The organism is Pseudomonas sp. LB3P58 (assembly GCF_054897895.1).
In genome coordinates, this window is sequence record NZ_JBUBVE010000001.1 from 5,134,297 (window position 1) to 5,153,625 (window position 19,329).

General features: G+C 58.8%; 19 protein-coding genes. 9 read left to right on the forward strand and 10 right to left on the reverse strand.

Translation table 11 applies throughout. From position 1 onward, the window contains the following. Nucleotide 1 precedes the first annotated feature (1 nt). Both ACYZTZ_RS23915 and ACYZTZ_RS23920 read left to right on the forward strand, forming a co-directional pair. Nucleotides 2-706, forward strand: coding sequence for a FadR/GntR family transcriptional regulator (locus tag ACYZTZ_RS23915; protein WP_150658214.1), 705 nt, complete (start codon nt 2-4; stop codon nt 704-706). A 25-nt stretch (nt 707-731) separates the two neighbouring features. After that, nucleotides 732-1,439, forward strand: coding sequence for a GntR family transcriptional regulator (locus ACYZTZ_RS23920; RefSeq protein ID WP_461999896.1), 708 nt, complete (start codon nt 732-734; stop codon nt 1,437-1,439). Nucleotides 1,440-1,540: 101 nt separating this feature from the next. Here ACYZTZ_RS23920 and yjiA read toward each other — a convergent pair whose 3' ends face one another. The 3 genes from yjiA to ACYZTZ_RS23935 form a co-directional block, all read right to left on the reverse strand. Next, entirely contained in the window at nt 1,541-2,512 is a 972-nt protein-coding gene (yjiA, locus tag ACYZTZ_RS23925) for a GTPase (RefSeq protein WP_008154234.1), read from the reverse strand. A 161-nt stretch (nt 2,513-2,673) separates the two neighbouring features. Beyond that, nucleotides 2,674-2,871 carry a YbdD/YjiX family protein gene (locus tag ACYZTZ_RS23930; protein WP_461999897.1) on the reverse strand — a complete coding sequence of 66 codons (198 nt, stop codon included), beginning with the start codon at nt 2,869-2,871 and terminating at the stop codon, nt 2,674-2,676. A gap of 14 nt (nt 2,872-2,885) precedes the next feature. Further along, on the reverse strand, nt 2,886-4,952 hold the full coding sequence (locus ACYZTZ_RS23935) for a carbon starvation CstA family protein (RefSeq protein WP_461999898.1): 2,067 nt from the start codon (nt 4,950-4,952) through the stop codon (nt 2,886-2,888). 158 nt (nt 4,953-5,110) lie between these two features. Here ACYZTZ_RS23935 and ACYZTZ_RS23940 point away from each other — a divergent pair, with 158 nt between their 5' ends. Beyond that, entirely contained in the window at nt 5,111-5,479 is a 369-nt protein-coding gene (locus tag ACYZTZ_RS23940) for a PilZ domain-containing protein (RefSeq protein ID WP_461999899.1), read from the forward strand. 129 nt (nt 5,480-5,608) lie between these two features. On the opposite strand, the gene radA is transcribed toward ACYZTZ_RS23940, so the two are convergent. Beyond that, nucleotides 5,609-6,976, reverse strand: a complete 1,368-nt coding sequence (gene radA / locus ACYZTZ_RS23945) for a DNA repair protein RadA (protein WP_008149143.1) — start codon at nt 6,974-6,976, stop codon at nt 5,609-5,611. Between the two features lie 669 nt (nt 6,977-7,645). Between radA and mscL the strand changes: the two genes are divergently transcribed. After that, the gene (mscL, locus tag ACYZTZ_RS23950) at nt 7,646-8,059 is read left to right on the forward strand and encodes a large-conductance mechanosensitive channel protein MscL (RefSeq protein WP_046048765.1); all 414 of its coding nucleotides are present in this window, start codon (nt 7,646-7,648) and stop codon (nt 8,057-8,059) included. A gap of 46 nt (nt 8,060-8,105) precedes the next feature. Here the strand turns inward: mscL and ACYZTZ_RS23955 are convergent, their stop codons facing one another. Further along, entirely contained in the window at nt 8,106-8,882 is a 777-nt protein-coding gene (locus tag ACYZTZ_RS23955) for a ferredoxin--NADP reductase (RefSeq protein ID WP_461999900.1), read from the reverse strand. A 344-nt stretch (nt 8,883-9,226) separates the two neighbouring features. Here ACYZTZ_RS23955 and ACYZTZ_RS23960 point away from each other — a divergent pair, with 344 nt between their 5' ends. Then, nucleotides 9,227-9,958, forward strand: coding sequence for a helix-turn-helix transcriptional regulator (locus tag ACYZTZ_RS23960; RefSeq protein WP_461999901.1), 732 nt, complete (start codon nt 9,227-9,229; stop codon nt 9,956-9,958). Between the two features lie 175 nt (nt 9,959-10,133). Next, on the forward strand, nt 10,134-11,258 hold the full coding sequence (locus ACYZTZ_RS23965; protein WP_461999902.1) for a methyltransferase: 1,125 nt from the start codon (nt 10,134-10,136) through the stop codon (nt 11,256-11,258). Between the two features lie 83 nt (nt 11,259-11,341). Here the strand turns inward: ACYZTZ_RS23965 and ACYZTZ_RS23970 are convergent, their stop codons facing one another. From ACYZTZ_RS23970 to ACYZTZ_RS23980, 3 genes are read right to left on the reverse strand one after another with little or no spacing between them, the layout of a single operon-like run. Next, nucleotides 11,342-11,512 carry a DUF2474 domain-containing protein gene (locus tag ACYZTZ_RS23970; RefSeq protein WP_082555883.1) on the reverse strand — a complete coding sequence of 57 codons (171 nt, stop codon included), beginning with the start codon at nt 11,510-11,512 and terminating at the stop codon, nt 11,342-11,344. A 57-nt stretch (nt 11,513-11,569) separates the two neighbouring features. Next, on the reverse strand, nt 11,570-12,577 hold the full coding sequence (gene cydB / locus ACYZTZ_RS23975) for a cytochrome d ubiquinol oxidase subunit II (protein ID WP_046048761.1): 1,008 nt from the start codon (nt 12,575-12,577) through the stop codon (nt 11,570-11,572). A 3-nt stretch (nt 12,578-12,580) separates the two neighbouring features. Continuing rightward, the gene (locus tag ACYZTZ_RS23980; protein ID WP_461999903.1) at nt 12,581-14,020 is read right to left on the reverse strand and encodes a cytochrome ubiquinol oxidase subunit I; all 1,440 of its coding nucleotides are present in this window, start codon (nt 14,018-14,020) and stop codon (nt 12,581-12,583) included. 360 nt (nt 14,021-14,380) lie between these two features. Here ACYZTZ_RS23980 and ACYZTZ_RS23985 point away from each other — a divergent pair, with 360 nt between their 5' ends. Further along, nucleotides 14,381-15,619 (forward strand): MFS transporter, encoded by a 1,239-nt coding sequence (locus ACYZTZ_RS23985; protein ID WP_046048759.1) that lies wholly within the window; start codon nt 14,381-14,383, stop codon nt 15,617-15,619. Between the two features lie 22 nt (nt 15,620-15,641). On the opposite strand, the gene ACYZTZ_RS23990 is transcribed toward ACYZTZ_RS23985, so the two are convergent. Both ACYZTZ_RS23990 and ACYZTZ_RS23995 read right to left on the reverse strand, forming a co-directional pair. Continuing rightward, a complete protein-coding gene (locus ACYZTZ_RS23990; protein WP_056744652.1) occupies nt 15,642-16,193 on the reverse strand; it encodes a DJ-1 family glyoxalase III in 552 nt (183 codons plus the stop codon). A gap of 66 nt (nt 16,194-16,259) precedes the next feature. After that, nucleotides 16,260-16,715 (reverse strand): DUF4879 domain-containing protein, encoded by a 456-nt coding sequence (locus tag ACYZTZ_RS23995; RefSeq protein ID WP_056744650.1) that lies wholly within the window; start codon nt 16,713-16,715, stop codon nt 16,260-16,262. A gap of 214 nt (nt 16,716-16,929) precedes the next feature. On the opposite strand from ACYZTZ_RS23995, the gene ACYZTZ_RS24000 reads away from it, so the two are divergent. Together ACYZTZ_RS24000 and trmA are read left to right on the forward strand one after the other, a co-directional pair. Then, nucleotides 16,930-18,225, forward strand: coding sequence for an NCS2 family permease (locus tag ACYZTZ_RS24000; protein WP_461999904.1), 1,296 nt, complete (start codon nt 16,930-16,932; stop codon nt 18,223-18,225). Further along, nucleotides 18,222-19,301, forward strand: a complete 1,080-nt coding sequence (gene trmA, locus ACYZTZ_RS24005) for a tRNA (uridine(54)-C5)-methyltransferase TrmA (protein WP_461999905.1) — start codon at nt 18,222-18,224, stop codon at nt 19,299-19,301. Before ACYZTZ_RS24000 ends, trmA begins: the two co-directional genes overlap by 4 nt. The last annotated feature ends 28 nt before the right edge of the window (nt 19,302-19,329 follow it).

Here is a 19,329-nt window from a genome sequence, read left to right on the forward strand (position 1 = left end):
AGTGATCACCTCGTCAACCGTCGTCAATTCAGTCGTAGAGAAACTCCGGGCCGCTTTGGCCCGTGGTCAGTGGCGCTCCGGCGAGATGCTGCCGGGGCAGCGTGAGCTGGCCGAACAACTGGGCATCAGCCGCCCGAGCCTGCGTGAAGCCGTCATCGTGCTGGAAACCCTCGGGCTGGTGCGCTCCATGCCGGGTAAAGGCGTGGTGGTGCTAGAGGCCAATCTCAGCGACAGCCAAAGCCACGACAGCGCAGTCGCCGGTGCGAGCCTGGAAGACGTGCTGCAACTGCGCTACACGCTTGAACCGTTCATTGTCGGCCTGGTGGCGCAGTCAATCAGCAGCAAGGAAGTCGGGCAGTTGCGCCTGACCCTGATGGACATGCGCGAAGCGCTGGAAGCCAACGACAGTGAAGCCGGGGTGAACGCCTACATCGCGTTCCACGAAGAGCTGTTCACGCTGACCTCGAACCCGATTTTCCAGAGTGTGGTGCAACAGACCAGCAACGCCCTCAAGCAAAGCGCCGACGTGCTGCGCAACTCCCCGGAGCATTTGGCTGAGCGCCTTGAGGAGAACGAAGCCGTGGTGCGCGCTATTCGCAGCAAAAACAGCGCCCAGGCCAGCGCCGAGATGCGTCGGCACATCCTTCGGGAAGGCCAGCGGATGGGCATCGAATTGAATATTCCGGACGACAACCTCGTCACTTGAGTCCGCTTCGAACTGGAGACAAGCCATGAACAGCTTCGCCTCACCGCAAACCCTCACTGCCCTGCCCTTCCCGCGCGCGAACACCGGGAAGCCGTCGGCGGATGATCTCTACTCACGGGTATTCGATGCCATTCTCGAACAGCGCATCCATGCAGCCAGTCGCTTTACTGAAGACAGCCTGGCGCAGATGTTCAGCGCTCGACGCAGTGACATTCGTAGCGCGCTGACGCAGCTGTCCCATCAGCAGATCATTATCCTTCGGACCAATCATCGTCCCCGAGTCGCCGCGCCCGATGCCGAGCAGACTCGGCAGACGCTGCATGCCCGACGACTGACAGAAATCACACTGGCTCGACTGGCCTGCCGACAACCTCGTCCGCAAGACTTGAAACGCCTGCGTGCCTTGATCGACAGCGAACGCCAATGCACGGCGCGTGGTCCGGCAATCCGACTGTCTGGGGAATTTCATCTGCAACTGGCTGAAATGGCGGGGAACGCACCGTTGGCGCATTTTCTCGGCACTCTGGTACCGCTGACTTCGCTGGCGATTGCGCAGTTTGATCCGCAGGTGGAGGGCTATTGCACGTGGCAGGCGCATGCCGCAATTGTTGATGCAGTGGAGCGTGGGGATGCTACGGCGGCCGAGATGTTGATGACCCGGCATCTGGATCATCTTGAGCAGGCACTGCTGAACTCTGGATCGGTAGTCAGCCAGAATCGTGTTGCCGGTTAGATTGCCTTCGCGAGCAGGCTCGCTCCCACAGGTGAATGCATTTCAAATGTGGGAGCGAGCCTGCTCGCGATGGCGGCATCAGGCCCGCTGAAATATCGGGCTTACTCCGCCGCGACCCGCGCAAACCCCTCACGAATCTTCTCTTCCGGCAAATCATCGGCAATGAACACGATCACGCTTTCGCGCGTTTCATCGTCGGCCCACTCCGTGTCCCAATCAAATCCGTATAACTTCAACACCCCCTGAAACACCATGCGCCGCGGCTCGCCAAGGATGTTCAACACGCCTTTGTAGCGCAGCAATTGCTTGCCATGGTCCTCCAGCAGTTCGTTCATGAACTCGCTGAGTTTGTCGATATCCAGCGGCTTGTCGGTGCGCAGCACCAGGCTGGAAATGCGGTCGATGGACGGCGCTTTGCTCACTGGGCGCAGGCTGACGCCGCCACCCAGGTCGGCATTGAGATTGAAGCCGCGCACGTCGAGCAATTCGGCCAGATCGATCTTGCCGTGCTCGACCACGCGGATCGGCGCGCGACGGTTGATGCGGGTCAGGCGCTCGCTCAGCGCGGTAAAGGTCGCCTCGTCCACCAGATCGCGCTTGCTCACCAGTAAGCGGTCGGCGAAACCGATCTGCGCCTGGGCGATGGTTTGAGTCAGGTGGGTGTCAGCGTGTGCCGCATCGACCAGGGTAATGATGCCGTCGAGGATGTAGCGTTCGCGCAGCTCTTCATCGATGAAAAAGGTTTGGGCCACCGGTGCCGGGTCGGCCAGGCCGGTGCATTCGATCACCAGACGGTCGAAGGCGATTTCGCCGCTGTCCAGGCGTTCGAGCAGCAGGTACAAAGCCTTGGTCAGGTCAGTGTGGATGGTGCAGCAGACGCAGCCATTGGACAGCGTCATCACTTGCACCGGTTCGTCGCCCAACAGTTGGGTGTCGATTCCGGCGTCACTGAATTCGTTCTCGATCACGGCGATTTTCAGGCCGTGTTCGGCTTTGAGCAGGTAGCGCAGCAGCGTGGTTTTTCCCGCGCCGAGAAAGCCACTGAGGATTGTTACCGGGATGGGAGAGGACAAACGGGTTCTCCTGTTTCACAAAGTTAAAAAACAACACAAAACAAATGTGGGAGCGGGCTTGCTCGCGAAGAGGTCGTGTCAGTCGACATTAACGTTGAATGACACACCGCTTTCGCGAGCAAGCCCGCTCCCACAGGGATTGCATCAGCCAGTCTGTTGCTTCAACAGCACTTCGGCCCACCCTTGCCGCCGTAACGAGCTTCCTGACGTTCCCGAAAGAACATCTCGTAGGTCATCACCGGTTTGTCCGGGTGTTTGGTTTGCATGTGCTCGACGTAGGTGTCGTAGTCGGGCATCCCGACCATCAGGCGCGCGGCCTGACCGAGGTATTTACCGAGGCGACTCAGGTCATTGAACATGCTGCAATCCTCGATTACGCATCCGGCAGAGCCTGGAATGGCGCTTCTTTATCCGTACGTTCCTTGCTGCCCCAGGCGGAAATACCGACCTTGAGCGCATAGAACAGGATACTGAATACCACGAACAGGAACAGCGCCGTCAGCGTTGCGTTGGTGTAGGCGTTGAAGATCACGTGTTGCATCTGCGTAATGTCCTTGGCCGGGGCGAGGATCTGACCGTTGGCCAGCGCATCGCTGTACTTCTTGGCCAGCGACAGGAAGCCGATCGCCGGGTTGGCATCGAACAGCTTGATGAAGCCGGCAGTGGTGGTGCAGATCAGCAACCACACCGCTGGCAGCATGGTGACCCAGACGTAGCGCTGGCGTTTCATTTTGATCAGCACAACGGTGCCGAGCATCAGCGCGATACCGGCGAGCATCTGGTTGGAGATACCGAACAGCGGCCACAAGGTGTTGATGCCACCCAGCGGATCGATCACGCCCTGGTACAGCAACCAACCCCACATCGCCACGCAACCGGCGGTCGCGATCAGGTTGGCGGTCCAGGACTCGGTGCGTTTCAGCGCTGGCACGAAGGAACCGAGCAAGTCCTGCAGCATGAAACGTCCGGCACGGGTACCGGCGTCGACGGCGGTCAGGATGAACAGCGCTTCGAACAGAATTGCGAAGTGGTACCAGAACGCCATGGTGTTTTCACCCGGCAGGACACTGTGCAGGATCTGCGCGATACCAACCGCCAGGGTCGGCGCACCGCCAGCACGGGCCAGGATCGTGGTTTCACCGATGTCCTTGGCCACCGCTTGCAGCGCTTCCGGGGTAATCGCAAAGCCCCAGCTGCTGACGGTTTGTGCCACGGCCACCACATCACCGCCGACGACTGCCGCCGGGCTGTTCATGGCGAAATACACGCCCGGCTCGATTACCGACGCAGCAACCATGGCCATGATGGCGACGAAAGATTCCATCAGCATGCCGCCGTAACCGATGTAACGGGCGTTGGTTTCATTATCCAGCAGCTTCGGCGTGGTGCCGGAAGCAATCAGCGCGTGGAAACCGGAAACCGCGCCACAGGCGATGGTGATGAACAGGAACGGGAACAGACCGCCCTTCCACACCGGCCCCGTGCCGTCGATGAACTGGGTCAGCGCCGGCATTTTCAGCTCAGGCATGGTGATCAGGATGCCGATCGCCAGCGCCACGATGGTGCCGATTTTCAGAAAGGTCGACAGGTAGTCGCGCGGCGCCAGAATCAGCCAGACCGGTAACGAGGCGGCCACGAAACCGTAACCGACCAGCATCCACGTAATCTGCACGCCAGTGAAGCTGAACGCCTTGGCCCAGACCGGATCAGCGGCAATCTGCCCGCCGAGCCAGATCGAACCCAGCAGCAACAGCACACCGACAACGGAGATTTCACCGATGCGACCCGGGCGGATGTACCGCATGTAAATGCCCATGAACATCGCGATCGGGATGGTCGCCATCACCGTGAAAATCCCCCACGGGCTTTCGGCCAGGGCTTTCACAACGATCAGCGCCAGCACCGCGAGGATGATGATCATGATCAGGAAGCAGCCAAATAGCGCAATGGTCCCGGGAATGCGGCCCATTTCCTCACGAACCATGTCGCCGAGGGAACGGCCATTGCGGCGGGTGGACATGAACAGGACCATGAAGTCCTGAACGGCACCGGCCAACACCACGCCGGCAATCAGCCACAACGTACCGGGCAGGTAACCCATCTGCGCCGCCAGGACCGGACCGACCAGCGGCCCTGCGCCAGCGATGGCGGCGAAGTGGTGACCGAAGAGGATGTGTTTGTTGGTGGGGACGTAGTCCAGACCGTCATTGTTGAGCACGGCGGGGGTGGCCCGTCGCGGGTCGAGCTGCATCACATTGTTAGCGATGAACAGACTGTAGTAACGATACGCAACCAGATAGATGGCCACAGCGGCGACCACAATCCACAAGGCGTTGATCGCCTCGCCTCGGCGCAATGCCACTACACCAAGGGCGCACGCCCCTACGATTGCCAGCAGCAGCCAGGGTAGGTGGCGTAGCAGGCTATTATTATTTTTCATTTTATGATTCCAGCCAGGGTGGACAAGAAAGACAGCCATCCCGAGTTTAGCGCTAACGGCCGCAAAGGCCATCCCCCGCCATGGGGTGAGCCATCACTTTGCTGGCAGCCTTTGACAATGCGGGTCTATAGTCAGCGGACATTTACGAGGATTGCGCCATGAGCGAGCACCCTGCCGATCGCCGCCGCTTCAAACGTATTGCGTTCGATGCCCGAACCGAGCTGAGTCAAGGGGAATTCATCTGGCCGGTGAAGTTGATCGACCTGTCCCTCAAGGGACTGTTAATCGAAAAGCCCGAACCGTGGCTGGGGAATCGGGAGTGGCATTTCCTGGTCGATATTCATCTCAACGAGGACGTCGCCATCAAGATGGATGTGCAACTGACCCACGATGATCATGGTCAGCTCGGCTTCGTCTGCCGACATATCAGCCTGGAATCCATCGAACGCCTGCGGCGATTGGTTGAACTCAACCTGGGCGACTCGCAGGAGCTCGAACGGGAGTTGGGGGCACTGATCGAAGTCTGAAGGCCAATCCCATACTCATGTGGGAGCGAGCCTGCTCGCGAATACGGTCTGACATTCAACATTTAAGTCGACTGACATACTGCTATCGCGAGCAGGCTCGCTCCCACAGGTTTTGTATCGACCTGAAAGTTATTCGAAGAGGGCGTCCAACGCCTGCTCCAGACGCGTTACAGCAATAATCTGCAACCCCGGCGGCGCTTCTTTAGGCGCATTGCCCTTGGGCACGATGGCGCGTTTGAAGCCGTGTTTGGCGGCTTCTTTCAAGCGTTCCTGGCCGCTCGGCACCGGGCGTACTTCGCCGGAAAGCCCGACTTCGCCGAATACCAGCAGATCATGGGGCAGTGGCCGGTTGCGCAAACTGGACATGACCGCTGCCATCAGCGCCAGATCGGAGGCTGTTTCCAGCACCTTCACCCCGCCAACCACGTTGAGAAACACATCCTGATCGTGGGTCGGAATGCCGCCGTGACGGTGCAGCACGGCCAACAACATCGCCAGTCGATTCTGGTCCAGCCCCAGCGTTACCCGACGTGGATTGGCCAGGTGACTGTCGTCCACCAGCGCCTGGACTTCCACCAGCATCGGCCGCGTCCCTTCCCACGTCGCCATGACCACACTGCCCGGCACTTCTTCCTGCGCACGGGTGAGAAAAATCGCCGAAGGGTTGGAGACTTCTTTCAGCCCCTTGTCGGTCATACCGAATACGCCCAGTTCGTTGACGGCGCCGAAACGGTTCTTCACCGCCCGCAGCAAACGCAAGCGCCCATCGGATTCGCCTTCGAAATACAGCACCGTGTCGACCATGTGCTCCAGCACTCGCGGTCCCGCCAACGCACCTTCTTTCGTCACGTGACCGACCAGGAAAATGGCCGTGCCGCTCTGCTTGGCATAGCGCACCAACAACGCAGCGCTTTCCCTGACCTGGGACACGCCGCCCGGTGCCGATTGCAGTTGTTCGGTGAAGATCGTCTGGATCGAGTCGATCACCATCACCTTGGGTTTTTCCTGCCGGGCCGTGGCGATGATGGTCTCGATGCAGGTTTCGGTCATCACCCGCAGTTGATCCTGAGGCAAACCGAGGCGGCGGGCGCGCATGGCCACTTGCTGCTGGGATTCTTCGCCGGTGACGTACAGCGCCGGCATGACTTTGGCGAGGTTGCACAAGGTTTGCAGCAGAATGGTCGATTTGCCGATCCCCGGATCACCGCCGATCAACACCACCGAGCCATCCACCAGGCCGCCACCCAACACCCGATCGAGCTCGCTGGACGCTGTGGAAAAACGCGGGATTTCTTCGACGCTGACTTCGGCCAGGGTCTTGATCTGTGCCTGTTGACCGGTCCAGCCGGTGCGACCGCTGGGGGCTGCGGCGCCACCGCTCTCCACCATGGTTTCAGTCAGGGTGTTCCAGGCCCCGCACTCGCCGCACTGGCCAGCCCACTTGGGGAAGGTTGAGCCACACTCGGTGCAGCCGTACATGCGCTTGGCCTTGGCCATCTGAACTCCCGGCAAAAACCGCGATGATAGCTCAGCTGGTGCGGATCAGCGCGGCGAAGTTACCCAGCGGATCTTCGGCAGCAACTTTCTCAGCCCCTGGAATATATCAACCGCATTACTAATTATAAAAACCTGTACAACTTCCCGCCCCAACATACCCAACCAAATACTAGTCTTGCCCAATGAAACAAAAATCGAAACCTGTACAAATCTTAGCCATTTAAAACCTGAACGTACAACCTAACTGTTAAGCCAAACTTACAACATGAACAACCAAGCCAATGGCAATATAATGGCCTTCGGATATTTAGCACAGGTAATTTGTTTTAGGCGCGAGTCTTTACACCCTGCAAACCATTAATTTAAAAACTTGACGTACCTCACGTTGACTTGCATCAACCCAGTGCGACTGCCCCTACTTTCTATAGTTTTATCCTGCACCTCTCTCCACTCAGTGAGGCGAGTGATCGACGGATAAAATGTCCTGCGGGTGCACTGGAGGCCCCAGTCCAAAGCTGCCACCCCGAGCAAGAGTGATGGCATTTTCAAACTTTTTATCGCCGAGAAGGTCGGTAGCAGGCAAGCTCTGTAAGCAGTTGTTTCGAGCGGGATGCATCATGCTGATTTACACTGCATTCACCAACCTCATCTGTAACAAGGAAATAACCTATGGGCGTGATAAGTGAGTTCAAGGCCTTCGCGGTCAAAGGTAACGTGGTCGACATGGCCGTCGGTATCATCATCGGCGCCGCCTTCGGCAAGATCGTTTCATCGTTTGTCGGCGACGTGGTGATGCCACCCATTGGCCTGCTGATCGGGGGGGTAGACTTCAGTGACCTGGCCGTCACGCTCAAAGCAGCCAACGGCAATATTCCGGCGGTAGTGCTGGCATACGGCAAATTCATCCAGAGCCTGATTGACTTCATCATCGTCGCCTTCGCGATCTTCATGGGCGTCAAAGCCATCAACCGCCTCAAACGCGAAGAGGCCGTTGCGCCAACGCTGCCGCCGGTTCCGACCAAAGAAGAAGAGCTGCTGGAAGAGATCCGCGATCTGCTCAAGGCTCAGAACAATCGGCCCTGAACGCGTTAGTCAAACAAGAAACGGCGCCCTTGAGGCGCCGTTTTTTTTACCAGTAGTTTTCCACCGCCACTTGCCCGGGTCGGCGACTGAGGCTCAAGTGCATGTGGCGCTGTTTGAGCAATTTGCGCGAGTCATCGATCATCTGCGGATTGCCGCAGAGCATGACCCTCGAGTGCTCGGCCGTCAGCGCCAGGCCTGCCGCCCGCTCCAGCTCGCCATTTTCGATCAGCGCAGTGATCCGGCCGCTCAGAGCGCCATGATGCTGCTCGCGCGTGACCGTGGTGATGAACTGCAGCTTGTGCGCAAACTCCGCTAAATAGTCGCGCTGGGCCAACCCGCTGACGAGGTCCTGATAAGCCAGCTCCCGGGCTTCGCGCACGCTGTAGACCAGGATGATTCGTTCGAATTTCTCCCAGACCTCGAAGTCCTGCAGGATCGACAGAAACGGTGCCAGGCCGGTGCCTGTGGATAACAACCAGAGATCACGGCCGTCGACAAAGCGATCCAGCGTCAGGTAACCAAAGGCCTGACGCTCGACCAGCAGCGTATCACCGACTCCCAGCCGACTCAGCTCACTGGTGAACTCCCCCCCTGGCACCACAATGGAAAAGAATTCGAGGAACTCGTCATAGGGCGACGACACCATGGAATAGGCGCGCCATACGGTGCTGCCGTCAGCCTTGGTAACGCCCAGCCGGGCGAATTGCCCTGCACGAAAGCGAAAACCAGGATCCCGGGTGGTCCGCAGGGTGAACAGACTGGGGGTCAGCGACTGGACGTCGAGCAAGCTCTGGCGAGTGAATTTTTCTGCACTGGCGGTCATGGGGTGCTCCATTCAACAGATAGCCACAGTGTCCCGCAAAGCGGAGTGATTAAACACCGGTGATTTGTAGTGGCTTTAGCCAGGGACCCATTCACATCAACTTCATAATACGACTTAACATTAACTACCCAGTTAACGCACAAATCCAAGGCTGATTAAAGTAAGTCAGACATTTCGTTATCTATGCCAGTACTCCATAACGTTAGAACCAGATACTTGCTTAAAAATCGCAAACAAAGCCAAAAAGTCTCACACGAACATAGGAAACATCCTACACTCGGCTCGTGCCAGATCTTGGATCCAAAAAGGCACCCCCCAAGTAACATCACACCTGGAGAGACATAATGGAGAGGTGGAAGGAATCACAACTCAACCAATTATCGCGAACAACGGAGATTGATATTGCCTACCGGATTTCACTGGGTTTCGCGAAAAATATAGGCTTTAAATTTTTTGCCTTTTCAACAACATACCAAACAAAAACTGACCACTTTAATACAGTCCAGCTCAATAACTACCCTACGGACTGGAACATTGAATATGAACAAAAAAATTTCGGCGCGACAGACCCAGTAGTGGCTCACTGCAATCACTCCAGATTGCCTGTCCTTTGGAGCGAAGAACTTTTCTCCAAGACCCCGTGCTTGTGGGATGCGCTTGAGAAACAAGGATTGCAGCACGGCTGGTCACAATCGGTCCATGACGAGGACAGTGGTGTTTGCAGCATTCTGAGCCTGGCCAGAAGCCATTGCCCGATCACTGCGTTTGAGCTGTATGAAAATCTCGGTTTTTCGGTGTTCATCGGGCGCCATCTGCATGCGCTGATCGCACAGACACTGCCCAGGAAATCGACCAAGCCACCCGTGCCGCATTTGTCCCCCCGCGAGATCGATGTGTTGAAACTGGCAGCTGATGGCAAGACTGCGTATGAGAGTGCCAGAATCCTCAATCTCAGCGCACGCACGGTCAATTTTCATGTTCAAAGCGCGATTCTGAAACTGGGGGTCAATAACAAGATTTCCGCAGTCATCGCCGCCACCAAGGACGGTTTTCTAAATAGCAGCGCAATGCGTTGACCCAAAAAACCTGCAAGTAATCCAAAAGAAAAAAACGTACCATTTGCGGTCCTTCTTGAGTGTTGACGTGTGAACCTTCACGACGCAGTGCACTCGGACGGTCACGCCCGCTACAACGCCCTTGGGCCGCGGGACACCTGTTGATGACCCCGTTGATTACCCAGAGCCCCGCCTCATGCCCTTGCTCGAAACACCCTTCGCCCGACTCGACCTGATCCGCCAGCCCGAACAGCAGAACGAACCGCTGCAGGCATTTGATGCCGCAGACGAATACCTGCTCACCCATCTGGCTGACCAACAGCCCTCGGCCGACACTCGGGTTTTGGTGCTCAACGACAGCTTTGGCGCATTGGCCGCCAGCCTGGCGGGCAAGGTTCAAGTGACCAGCAGCGGTGACTCGTTCCTGGCCTTTCAGGGACTGGAAAAAAATCTGATCCGTAATGGCCAAGCATTTGATGCGGTGCCAAGCATACCGGCCAGTGAACCCTTTTCAGGCCCTTTCGACCGGGTACTGATCCGGGTCCCGAAAACCCTCGCCTTGCTGGAAGAACAACTTATTCGCTTGCAGGGTCAACTGGCGCCGGGGGCTCAGGTGATTGCTGCGGCGATGATCAAGCATTTGCCCCGCGCCGCGGGCGATCTGCTGGAACGCTACATCGGCCCGGTGCAAGCCTCGTTGGCGGTGAAGAAGGCTCGGCTATTGGTCGCGACCGCTGAAGTCAAAGCGCCTGTCGTGTCCCCCTACCCGACCCGCTATCGACTCGACGCACCTGAGATCGAATTGCTGAATCACGCCAATGTGTTCTGCCGCGAAGGCCTGGACATCGGCACGCGAGCGTTTTTGCCGCACCTGCCAAAGAGCCTCGGCTCAGCGCGGGTTGCCGACCTCGGTTGTGGCAACGGAGTTTTGGCCATCGCCAGCGCCCTGCAAAACCCCGAGGCCCACTACACGCTCGTGGACGAGTCGTTCATGGCCGTGCAATCGGCAGCCGAAAACTGGCGCGCGGCGCTGGGTGATCGGGAAGTGATTGTACGTGCCGGTGATGGTTTGGCGGGTCAGGAACCTCAGTCTCTGGACGTGGTGTTGTGCAACCCTCCGTTTCATCAACAACAAGTCGTCGGCGACTTCCTGGCCTGGCGCATGTTCCAGCAGGCCCGAGAGGCTCTGGTCGTGGGTGGCGCGTTGTACATCGTCGGCAACCGTCATCTGGGTTATCACAGCAAGCTCGCGCGGTTGTTCCGCGGCGTCGAGCAAGTGGCGGCCACACCCAAGTTCGTGATCCTTAAAGCCCGAAAATAATCCAAGGCAAAAAAAACCCTCCTACAATTGGAGGGTTGTAAATCCGTGCCGCAAGGCAACGGGATGGGATCAGGTGCAAAAAATCAGTGGGTCGTCAGGCCCGCGGCATTCATGAACATGCGCATCAGGCTGGCCACGATGAACAGCGCCACCACGCTGCCGGTCCAGATCATCGCCAGCCAGCCGAGTCGCTGCCAGAGCGGCTTTTTCTCTGCTGCTTCGATTTCCTGCAAGGAATGTTTACCCGCCTTCATCGCAATCTCCTCTGAAGAAATGGCGCAGGTATCAGCCCTGCGCCACTGTCGCGCGTTCTAGTGATAGCCATCTTCGTGGGTGACCTTGCCGCGGAACACGTAGTAGCTCCAGAAGGTGTAACCCAGGATGAACGGGATGATGAACAGCGTGCCCACCAGCATGAAGCCCTGGCTTTGCGGCGGTGCGGCGGCGTCCCAGATCGAGATCGACGGCGGCACGATGTTCGGCCACAGGCTGATGCCCAAACCACTGTAGCCGAGGAAGATCAGCACCAGCGTCAGCAGGAATGGCGTGTAGTGCGCATTGCGAGCCACCGCTCGGATCAGACCGTACATGGTCACCAGCACCAGAATCGGCACCGGCAGGAACCAGAACAGGTTCGGCAGGGTGAACCAGCGAGCGGCAATCTCGGCATGGGCCAGCGGGGTCCAGATGCTGACGATACCGATCACTGCCAACACCACGAAAGCCAGCGGTCGAGCCAGGTCATGCATCTGCTCCTGCAATTTGCCTTCGGTCTTCATGATCAGCCAGGTGCAACCGAGCAGCGCATAAGCCACCACCAGCGCCAGGCCGCAGAACAGGGTGAACGGCGTCAACCAGTCCAGTGAGCCACCGGCAAATTGGCGATTGACCACCGGCAACCCATCGATGAACGCACCCAACGCCACGCCCTGGAAAAAGGTGGCGGCGACCGAGCCACCGATGAACGCTTTGTCCCAGAGATGGCGCTTGTCGTCCCTGGCCTTGAAGCGGAACTCGAAGGCCACGCCACGGAAGATCAGCCCGATCAGCATAAAAATCAGCGGCAGGTACAACGCCGAGAGCACCACCGAATAGGCCAGCGGGAAGGCCCCGAACAACGCCGCGCCCCCCAGCACCAGCCAGGTTTCGTTACCGTCCCAGACCGGCGCGACAGTGTTCATCATCACGTCACGGTCGGTCTTGCCCGGAATGAACGGGAAGAGAATCCCGATCCCCAAATCGAAACCGTCCATGACCACGTACATCATGATGCCGAAGATGATGATCACGGCCCAGATCAGCGGAAGATCAATACCCATGAGTCAAATCTCCTTGGTCAGGCTGGGGCTGTTGTCGCCGTCACCGTTGTCATCGGCGGCGGACATCGGACGGGCCGGCGTGCGTTTCCGGCCAGGACCACCCTCATTGGTTTCCTTGCCTTCGTCGATCTTCGGCCCTTTGCGCACCAAGCGCATCATGTAGCCCAGACCGGCACCGAACAGCGCGAAATAGACCACGACGAACATGATCAACGTGATGCTCATCTGCATGAAGCTGTGATTGGAGGACGCATCTGCCGTGCGCATCAGGCCATAGACGACCCACGGCTGACGGCCGATTTCAGTGGTGAACCAACCGGCGAGGATCGCGATCAGGCCGGACGGCCCCATCCACAACGCCAGGTACAGGAACGGCCGCGAGGTATACAGCTTGTCGCGTTTGCGCAGCCACAGGCTCCACAAACCGGTGAAGATCATCAGAAAGCCGAGCCCGACCATGATCCGGAACGACCAGAACACGATGGTCGAATTCGGTCGATCTTCAGGCGGGAATTCCTTGAGTGCCGGGACCTGTTTGTCCAGCGAGTGCGTGAGGATCAGGCTGCCCAGGTACGGGATCTCTACCGCGAATTTGGTCCGCTCTTCTTTCATGTCCGGCCAGCCGAACAGGATCAGCGGGGTTGGCTCATCGCCATGGTTTTCCCAGTGACCTTCAATCGCGGCGATTTTCGCCGGCTGATGCTCAAGCGTATTCAGCCCGTGGAAGTCACCGATGACCGCTTGAATCGGCGCCACGATCAAGGCCATCCACATGGCCATCGAGAGCATGGTGCGGATCGCCGGGTTGTCCTTGCCACGCAGCAAATGCCAGGCCGCCGAGGAGCCGACGAAGAAGGCAGTCGCAACGAACGCCGCCGTCGCCATGTGCATCAGGCGGTACGGGAACGACGGGTTGAAGATCACTGCCAGCCAGTCCACCGGAATCACCTGGCCATTGACGATTTCATAGCCCTGCGGTGTTTGCATCCAGCTGTTGGAAGCGAGAATCCAGAAGGTCGAGATCAAGGTGCCGATGGCAACCATGACCGTAGCGAAGAAGTGCAGATTGCGCCCGACCTTGTTCCAGCCGAACAGCATGACACCGAGAAAACCGGCTTCAAGGAAGAAAGCAGTGAGTACTTCGTACGTCAGCAGTGGCCCGGTCACCGAGCCGGCAAAGTCCGAGAAACGGCTCCAGTTGGTGCCGAACTGATAGGCCATGACCAGCCCGGAGACCACGCCCATGCCGAAGTTGACGGCAAAGATCTTCGACCAGAAGTGGTACAGATCGCGGTACGTGTCGTTATGGGTTTTCAGCCACAGGCCTTCGAGCACCGCCAGGTAACTCGCCAGGCCAATGGTGATGGCGGGAAATAGAATGTGAAACGAAATGGTGAACGCGAACTGCATCCGGGCGAGATCAAGTGCCTCCAAACCGAACATAAGTCTTCCTCTGTCAGGTAATACCGGCTGAAGGCTTGTGGCCTACACCCACTGCCCCCACGGATATGGAGTGTGGCGAATTTGAATTCGTTCTTTTTTTACAAACATCACAACGTAGGGAGTCTGGCCATCTGGCCGCCGGATCAATTCCACGAGCGGTCTTGATCTGGATCAAGCAACGTTAAAAGAGTAGTCCCATTTTTGACGATGGACGGTGTGGTCTTTTGCCGCGTGACAGGTTGCCTCACCGATGCGGGCCAGGCATATCGGTGTCTAGCTAACGAAATTTCCCAGCCCTGCAACTTTTCGTTACAGCTTGGTGATAATCTCGACCCTCCCTCGCTCAAGACCGGCCCTCAGATGCCCAGCCAAGCGCCCTTGCTGTTACGTCATCACCGCCCATTTATCGCGTTTTGGCTGGCTCGGGTGTTTACCGCCAGTGGTTTCCAGATGCTCACGGTAGCCATTGGCTGGAACCTCTACCAACTGACCGGTAATGTGCTCGACCTGGGCCTGGTCGGTCTGGTGGAGTTTGCCCCGCGAGTGCTGTTCATGCTGCACACCGGGCATGTCGCGGACCGCTATGACCGGCGCAAGGTCGCGGCTATCTGTCAGTCCCTGCAAGCATTGATCGCCCTGTCGCTGGCCATCGGCAGCGCGACCGACAATGTCACCCGGGAGATGATCTTCATCCTCGCGTTCCTGCTCGGTGCCGCCCGCTCCTTCGAGATGCCGACCACCCAGGCCCTGTTGCCGAGCATCGTGCCCAGCGCGCTGTTCCCCCGCGCGGTCGCCGCCGCCCAATCCGCACAACAATCGGCGACTATCGTTGCCCCGGCCCTCGGTGGGCTGCTTTACGCCTTCGGCAGCGTCTGGGTCTACGGCCCGACGGTGATCCTCTACATCATCGCCTGCATGCTGATGCTCAACCTGCCTGCACGGCAGACACCGCTGAACAAGGGCAAAGCAACCCTGGATTCGCTGCTGGCGGGCATCCGCTTCATTCGTAGTCGTCCGGACATTCTCGGGGCGATTTCTCTGGATCTGTTTGCGGTATTGCTCGGTGGCGCGACGGCGTTGCTGCCGGTGTTCGCCAAGGACATCTTGCTGACCGGCCCTTGGGGCCTGGGCCTGCTGCGTTCAGCGCCGGCAGTGGGTGCGCTGCTGATGTCGCTGTACCTGGCGAGATTTGCCGTGGAGCGCAACGTCGGACGGGTCATGTTCACCGCAGTGGGTGTATTCGGCGTTGCGACCATTGCGTTCGGCCTGTCGACCTCGTTCTGGTTTTCCCTGGCGGTGTTGGTGGTGTTGGGCGCGGCGGACATGATCAGCATGGTGATCCGCGCCTCCTTTGTGCAACTGGAAACCCCGGATGAAATGCGCGGCCGGGTCAGTGCCGTGAACGGTCTGTTCATCGGCGCTTCGAACCAGTTGGGCGAGTTTGAATCAGGCTTGACCGCCCACTGGTTCGGCACCGTGCCAGCGGTGGTCATGGGCGGTATTGGTACGTTGGTGGTGACCGGGGCGTGGATCAAACTGTTCCCGACCCTGGCTAACCGCGACCGAATGCATGTGCCGGTGGAAGAAGTGAAGGCTTGAAGCAGTTTGTCCGGGGCACTCTCTAGACCACCAACTCCCCCGCCACCGCCGCTCGCCTGGCTTTGCCGCAGAGTTGTTCCACCAGCGTCAGGGCGAATTGCAACGCCGCCCCTGAACCTTGGGCAGTGATGCAGTTGCCATCGACCACCACCGGTTGATCGACGAAGTTGCACCCCAACAGTTGATGGCTGGCCGATGGCAGGCAGGTCATGCGCCGCTGACGCAGTACGCCAAAGGCTTGCAGCGCCAGCGCCGGGGCCTCGGCGATGCCGGCGAACAGGCGCCCGGCCGCCACCTGATCCTTGATCAATTGTTGCAGGGGTTGATGCGCCGCCAGATGTTGCGCCCCCACGGCACCGCCGGGCAGGACGATCAGGTCGAACGGCTGTGCCAGCACGTCCACCAGCATCGCATCGGACGTCACTCGGGTGCCGCGCGCGCAGGTGAGCATGCGCCGCCCCTCGATGCTGGCCACCACCACTTCAACCTTGGCACGGCGCAGCACATCGATCAGGGTCACTGCTTGCAGGTCATCGATGCCCTCGGCGAGGGTAATCAGAGCTCTAAAGGTCATGGGCGCAGTCCACAGGATGATCTTTAAAGCGTAGTCAGCTTTCCTGACCCTTGTTCGAGCTCGCCGTTACTTGATGTAAAGCTGCGTCGACAGCGTATTGCCGGGCGCGTTGATCGACGTGTTGCTGAAGGTGAACGTGCCTTCCTGTTTACCCGCCAGATCGAAGACATACAGATAGCCGACGGTTTTTTTCCCGACGGTGCAGTCGGTCAGATTACCGTTATCAAACGCACAGACCGGCGTCCGGGTGCCGTTCACCTCAAAACCATCCAGCCCGACATGCGCGCTACGACCGTAACCAACTTCCAGCACGTAGACCTTGATGTTCGGTCCGCTGTGATTGCAGCGGGTTTGTTCTTGCCCCTGCGCGATGTCTTCAAAGCCGCAGGCCGGCGACTCGACCTTGAGTACCTTCACCTGACTCAGCGGCGCCGCCGATGCGGCCGAGGCGGTGTGTGCCCCCAGGAACATGGCGATCGACACTCCGAATACGGCAATCAGACGTTTATTCATGCAATACATAAGTACCCCCAAAACGAGCGCGCAGTATGGCGCACTTGGCTTTTCCGCAAAACATCGACGACGATCGCAGCCATAAGCAGCCATAGCCCCACGCTGCTGGTATGATGCGCGGCTTTTTCCGACCCACAGAAAATTACCAGGCGCCATCAGCGGTCTGTGCTTTGCTGTTGAGGTCGATACATTCACGGCGCCTGGCGCGCCACGGGGAGCAGACATGCTGGAAAGGCTGTTTCAACTCAAGGCACACAACACCAACGTGCGGACCGAGATTCTGGCGGGCTTCACGACCTTTTTGGCCATGGCCTACATTCTGTTCGTCAACCCGAGCATCCTCGGCGAGACCGGCATGGACAAGGGCGCGGTGTTCGTCGCCACGTGTCTGGCCGCCGCCATCGGCTCCACGGTAATGGGCCTGATCGCCAACTACCCGATCGCTCTCGCGCCGGGCATGGGCTTGAATGCCTTCTTCACTTACACCGTGGTCCTGCACATGGGCCACACCTGGCAAGTGGCGCTGGGCGCAGTGTTCATCTCGGCCGTGTGCTTCTTCCTGCTGTCAATCTTCCGCATCCGCGAATGGATCATCAACAGCATCCCGTTGCCGCTGCGTTCGGCGATTGCCGCCGGTATCGGCCTGTTCCTGGCCCTGATCGCCCTGCATAACGCGGGCATCGTGGTGAGCAACCCGGCCACCATGGTCGGCCTCGGCGATTTGAAACAACCGGCCCCGATCCTCGCGACCCTCGGCTTTGCCCTGATCGTGGCGCTTGAAGCGCTGAAAGTGCGCGGCGCGGTATTGATCGGCATTCTGGCAGTGACCATCGCTTCGATCGTGATGGGCTTCACCGCGTTCGGCGGCGTGATGTCGATGCCGCCGTCGTTGGCCCCGACCTTCCTGCAACTGGACATCAAGGGCGCCCTGGACATCGGCCTGGTCAGCGTGATCTTCGCCTTCCTGTTCGTCGACCTGTTCGACAACTCCGGCACCCTGATCGGCGTCGCCAAGCGCGCAGGCCTGATGGGCAAGGACGGCCACATGCCGAAAATGGGCCGCGCCCTGATCGCCGACAGTACCGCGGCCATGGCTGGTTCGCTGCTGGGCACCTCGACCACCACCAGCTACATCGAATCCGCAGCCGGCGTGAGTGCCGGCGGCCGCACCGGCCTGACCGCTGTTGTCGTGGCGATCCTGTTCCTGTTGGCGCTGTTTTTCTCGCCATTGGCGGCCAGCGTTCCACCCTTTGCTACCGCGCCTGCACTGCTGTTCGTCGCAGTATTGATGACATCCGGCCTGGCCGAAATAGACTGGGACGACATCACCGTCGCCGCACCGGTCGTGGTCACTGCTCTGGCCATGCCGTTCACTTATTCCATCGCCAACGGCATCGCCTTCGGTTTCATCTCCTGGACCGCGATCAAGCTACTGTCCGGCCGCGGCCGTGAACTGAACTCGGCACTGGTGATTCTGTCGATTCTGTTCGTGATCAAGTTGGGTTGGTTCAACGCATGACTTTTGATTCCCAAGCTTACGCCGTTCAACTCGAAGAGAAGGTCACGCGCCTGCGTGACCTGTTGGCCCCGTTCGGTGCGCCAGAACCTGCGGTATTCGACTCGCCGCTGAAAAACTTCCGCCTGCGCGCCGAATTCCGCCTGTGGCGCGAAGCCGGCGAGCGTCACTACGCGATGTTTTCCCAGGAAGACAAACGCACGCCGATCCTGATCGAAGAGTTCCCGATTGCCAGCCTGCGCATCAACGAGTTGATGCCGCAGCTGAAAGCGGCATGGCAAGCCAGTGCGGCCCTGAGCCACAAGCTGTTCCAGGTGGAGTTTCTGACCACCCTGGCCGGCGATGCGATGATCACGCTGTGCTATCACCGCCCGCTGGACGAGCACTGGCACACGGCGGCGTCGAAACTGGCCACCGACCTGAACGTCAGCATCATCGGCCGCTCCAAGGGCAAACGCGAAGTGATCGGTCACGATTACGTAGTCGAGCAGATGGACGTCGGCGGTCGCACCTTCAGCTATCGCCAGCCGGAAGGCGCGTTCACCCAGCCCAACGGCACCGTGAACCAGAAGATGCTCAACTGGGCTTACGACTCACTCGGCGATCGCTCCGACGATTTGCTGGAGCTGTATTGCGGCAACGGCAACTTCACATTGCCGCTCGCGACGCGCGTGCGCAAAGTGCTGGCCACCGAAATCAGCAAGGCGTCGGTCAATGCCGCGTTGAGCAATCTCAGCGAAAACGCTGTGGATAACGTTACCCTGGTGCGTTTGTCCGCCGAGGAGCTGACCGAAGCCCTGAACGAAGTTCGTCCGTTCCGTCGTCTGCACGGTATCGATCTGAAGAGCTACGAGTTCGGTAGCGTCTTCGTCGATCCGCCTCGCGCCGGCATGGATCCGGACACCTGCGAGCTGACCCGTCGCTTCGACAACATCCTCTACATCTCCTGCAACCCGGAAACCCTGGCGGCCAACATCGCCCAGTTGCACGACACCCATCGCATCACCCGATGCGCAATGTTCGACCAGTTCCCGTGGACCCATCACATGGAATCCGGGGTGTTGTTGACCCGCCGGTAATTGTCAGTACCAGATACAAATCAGCCGT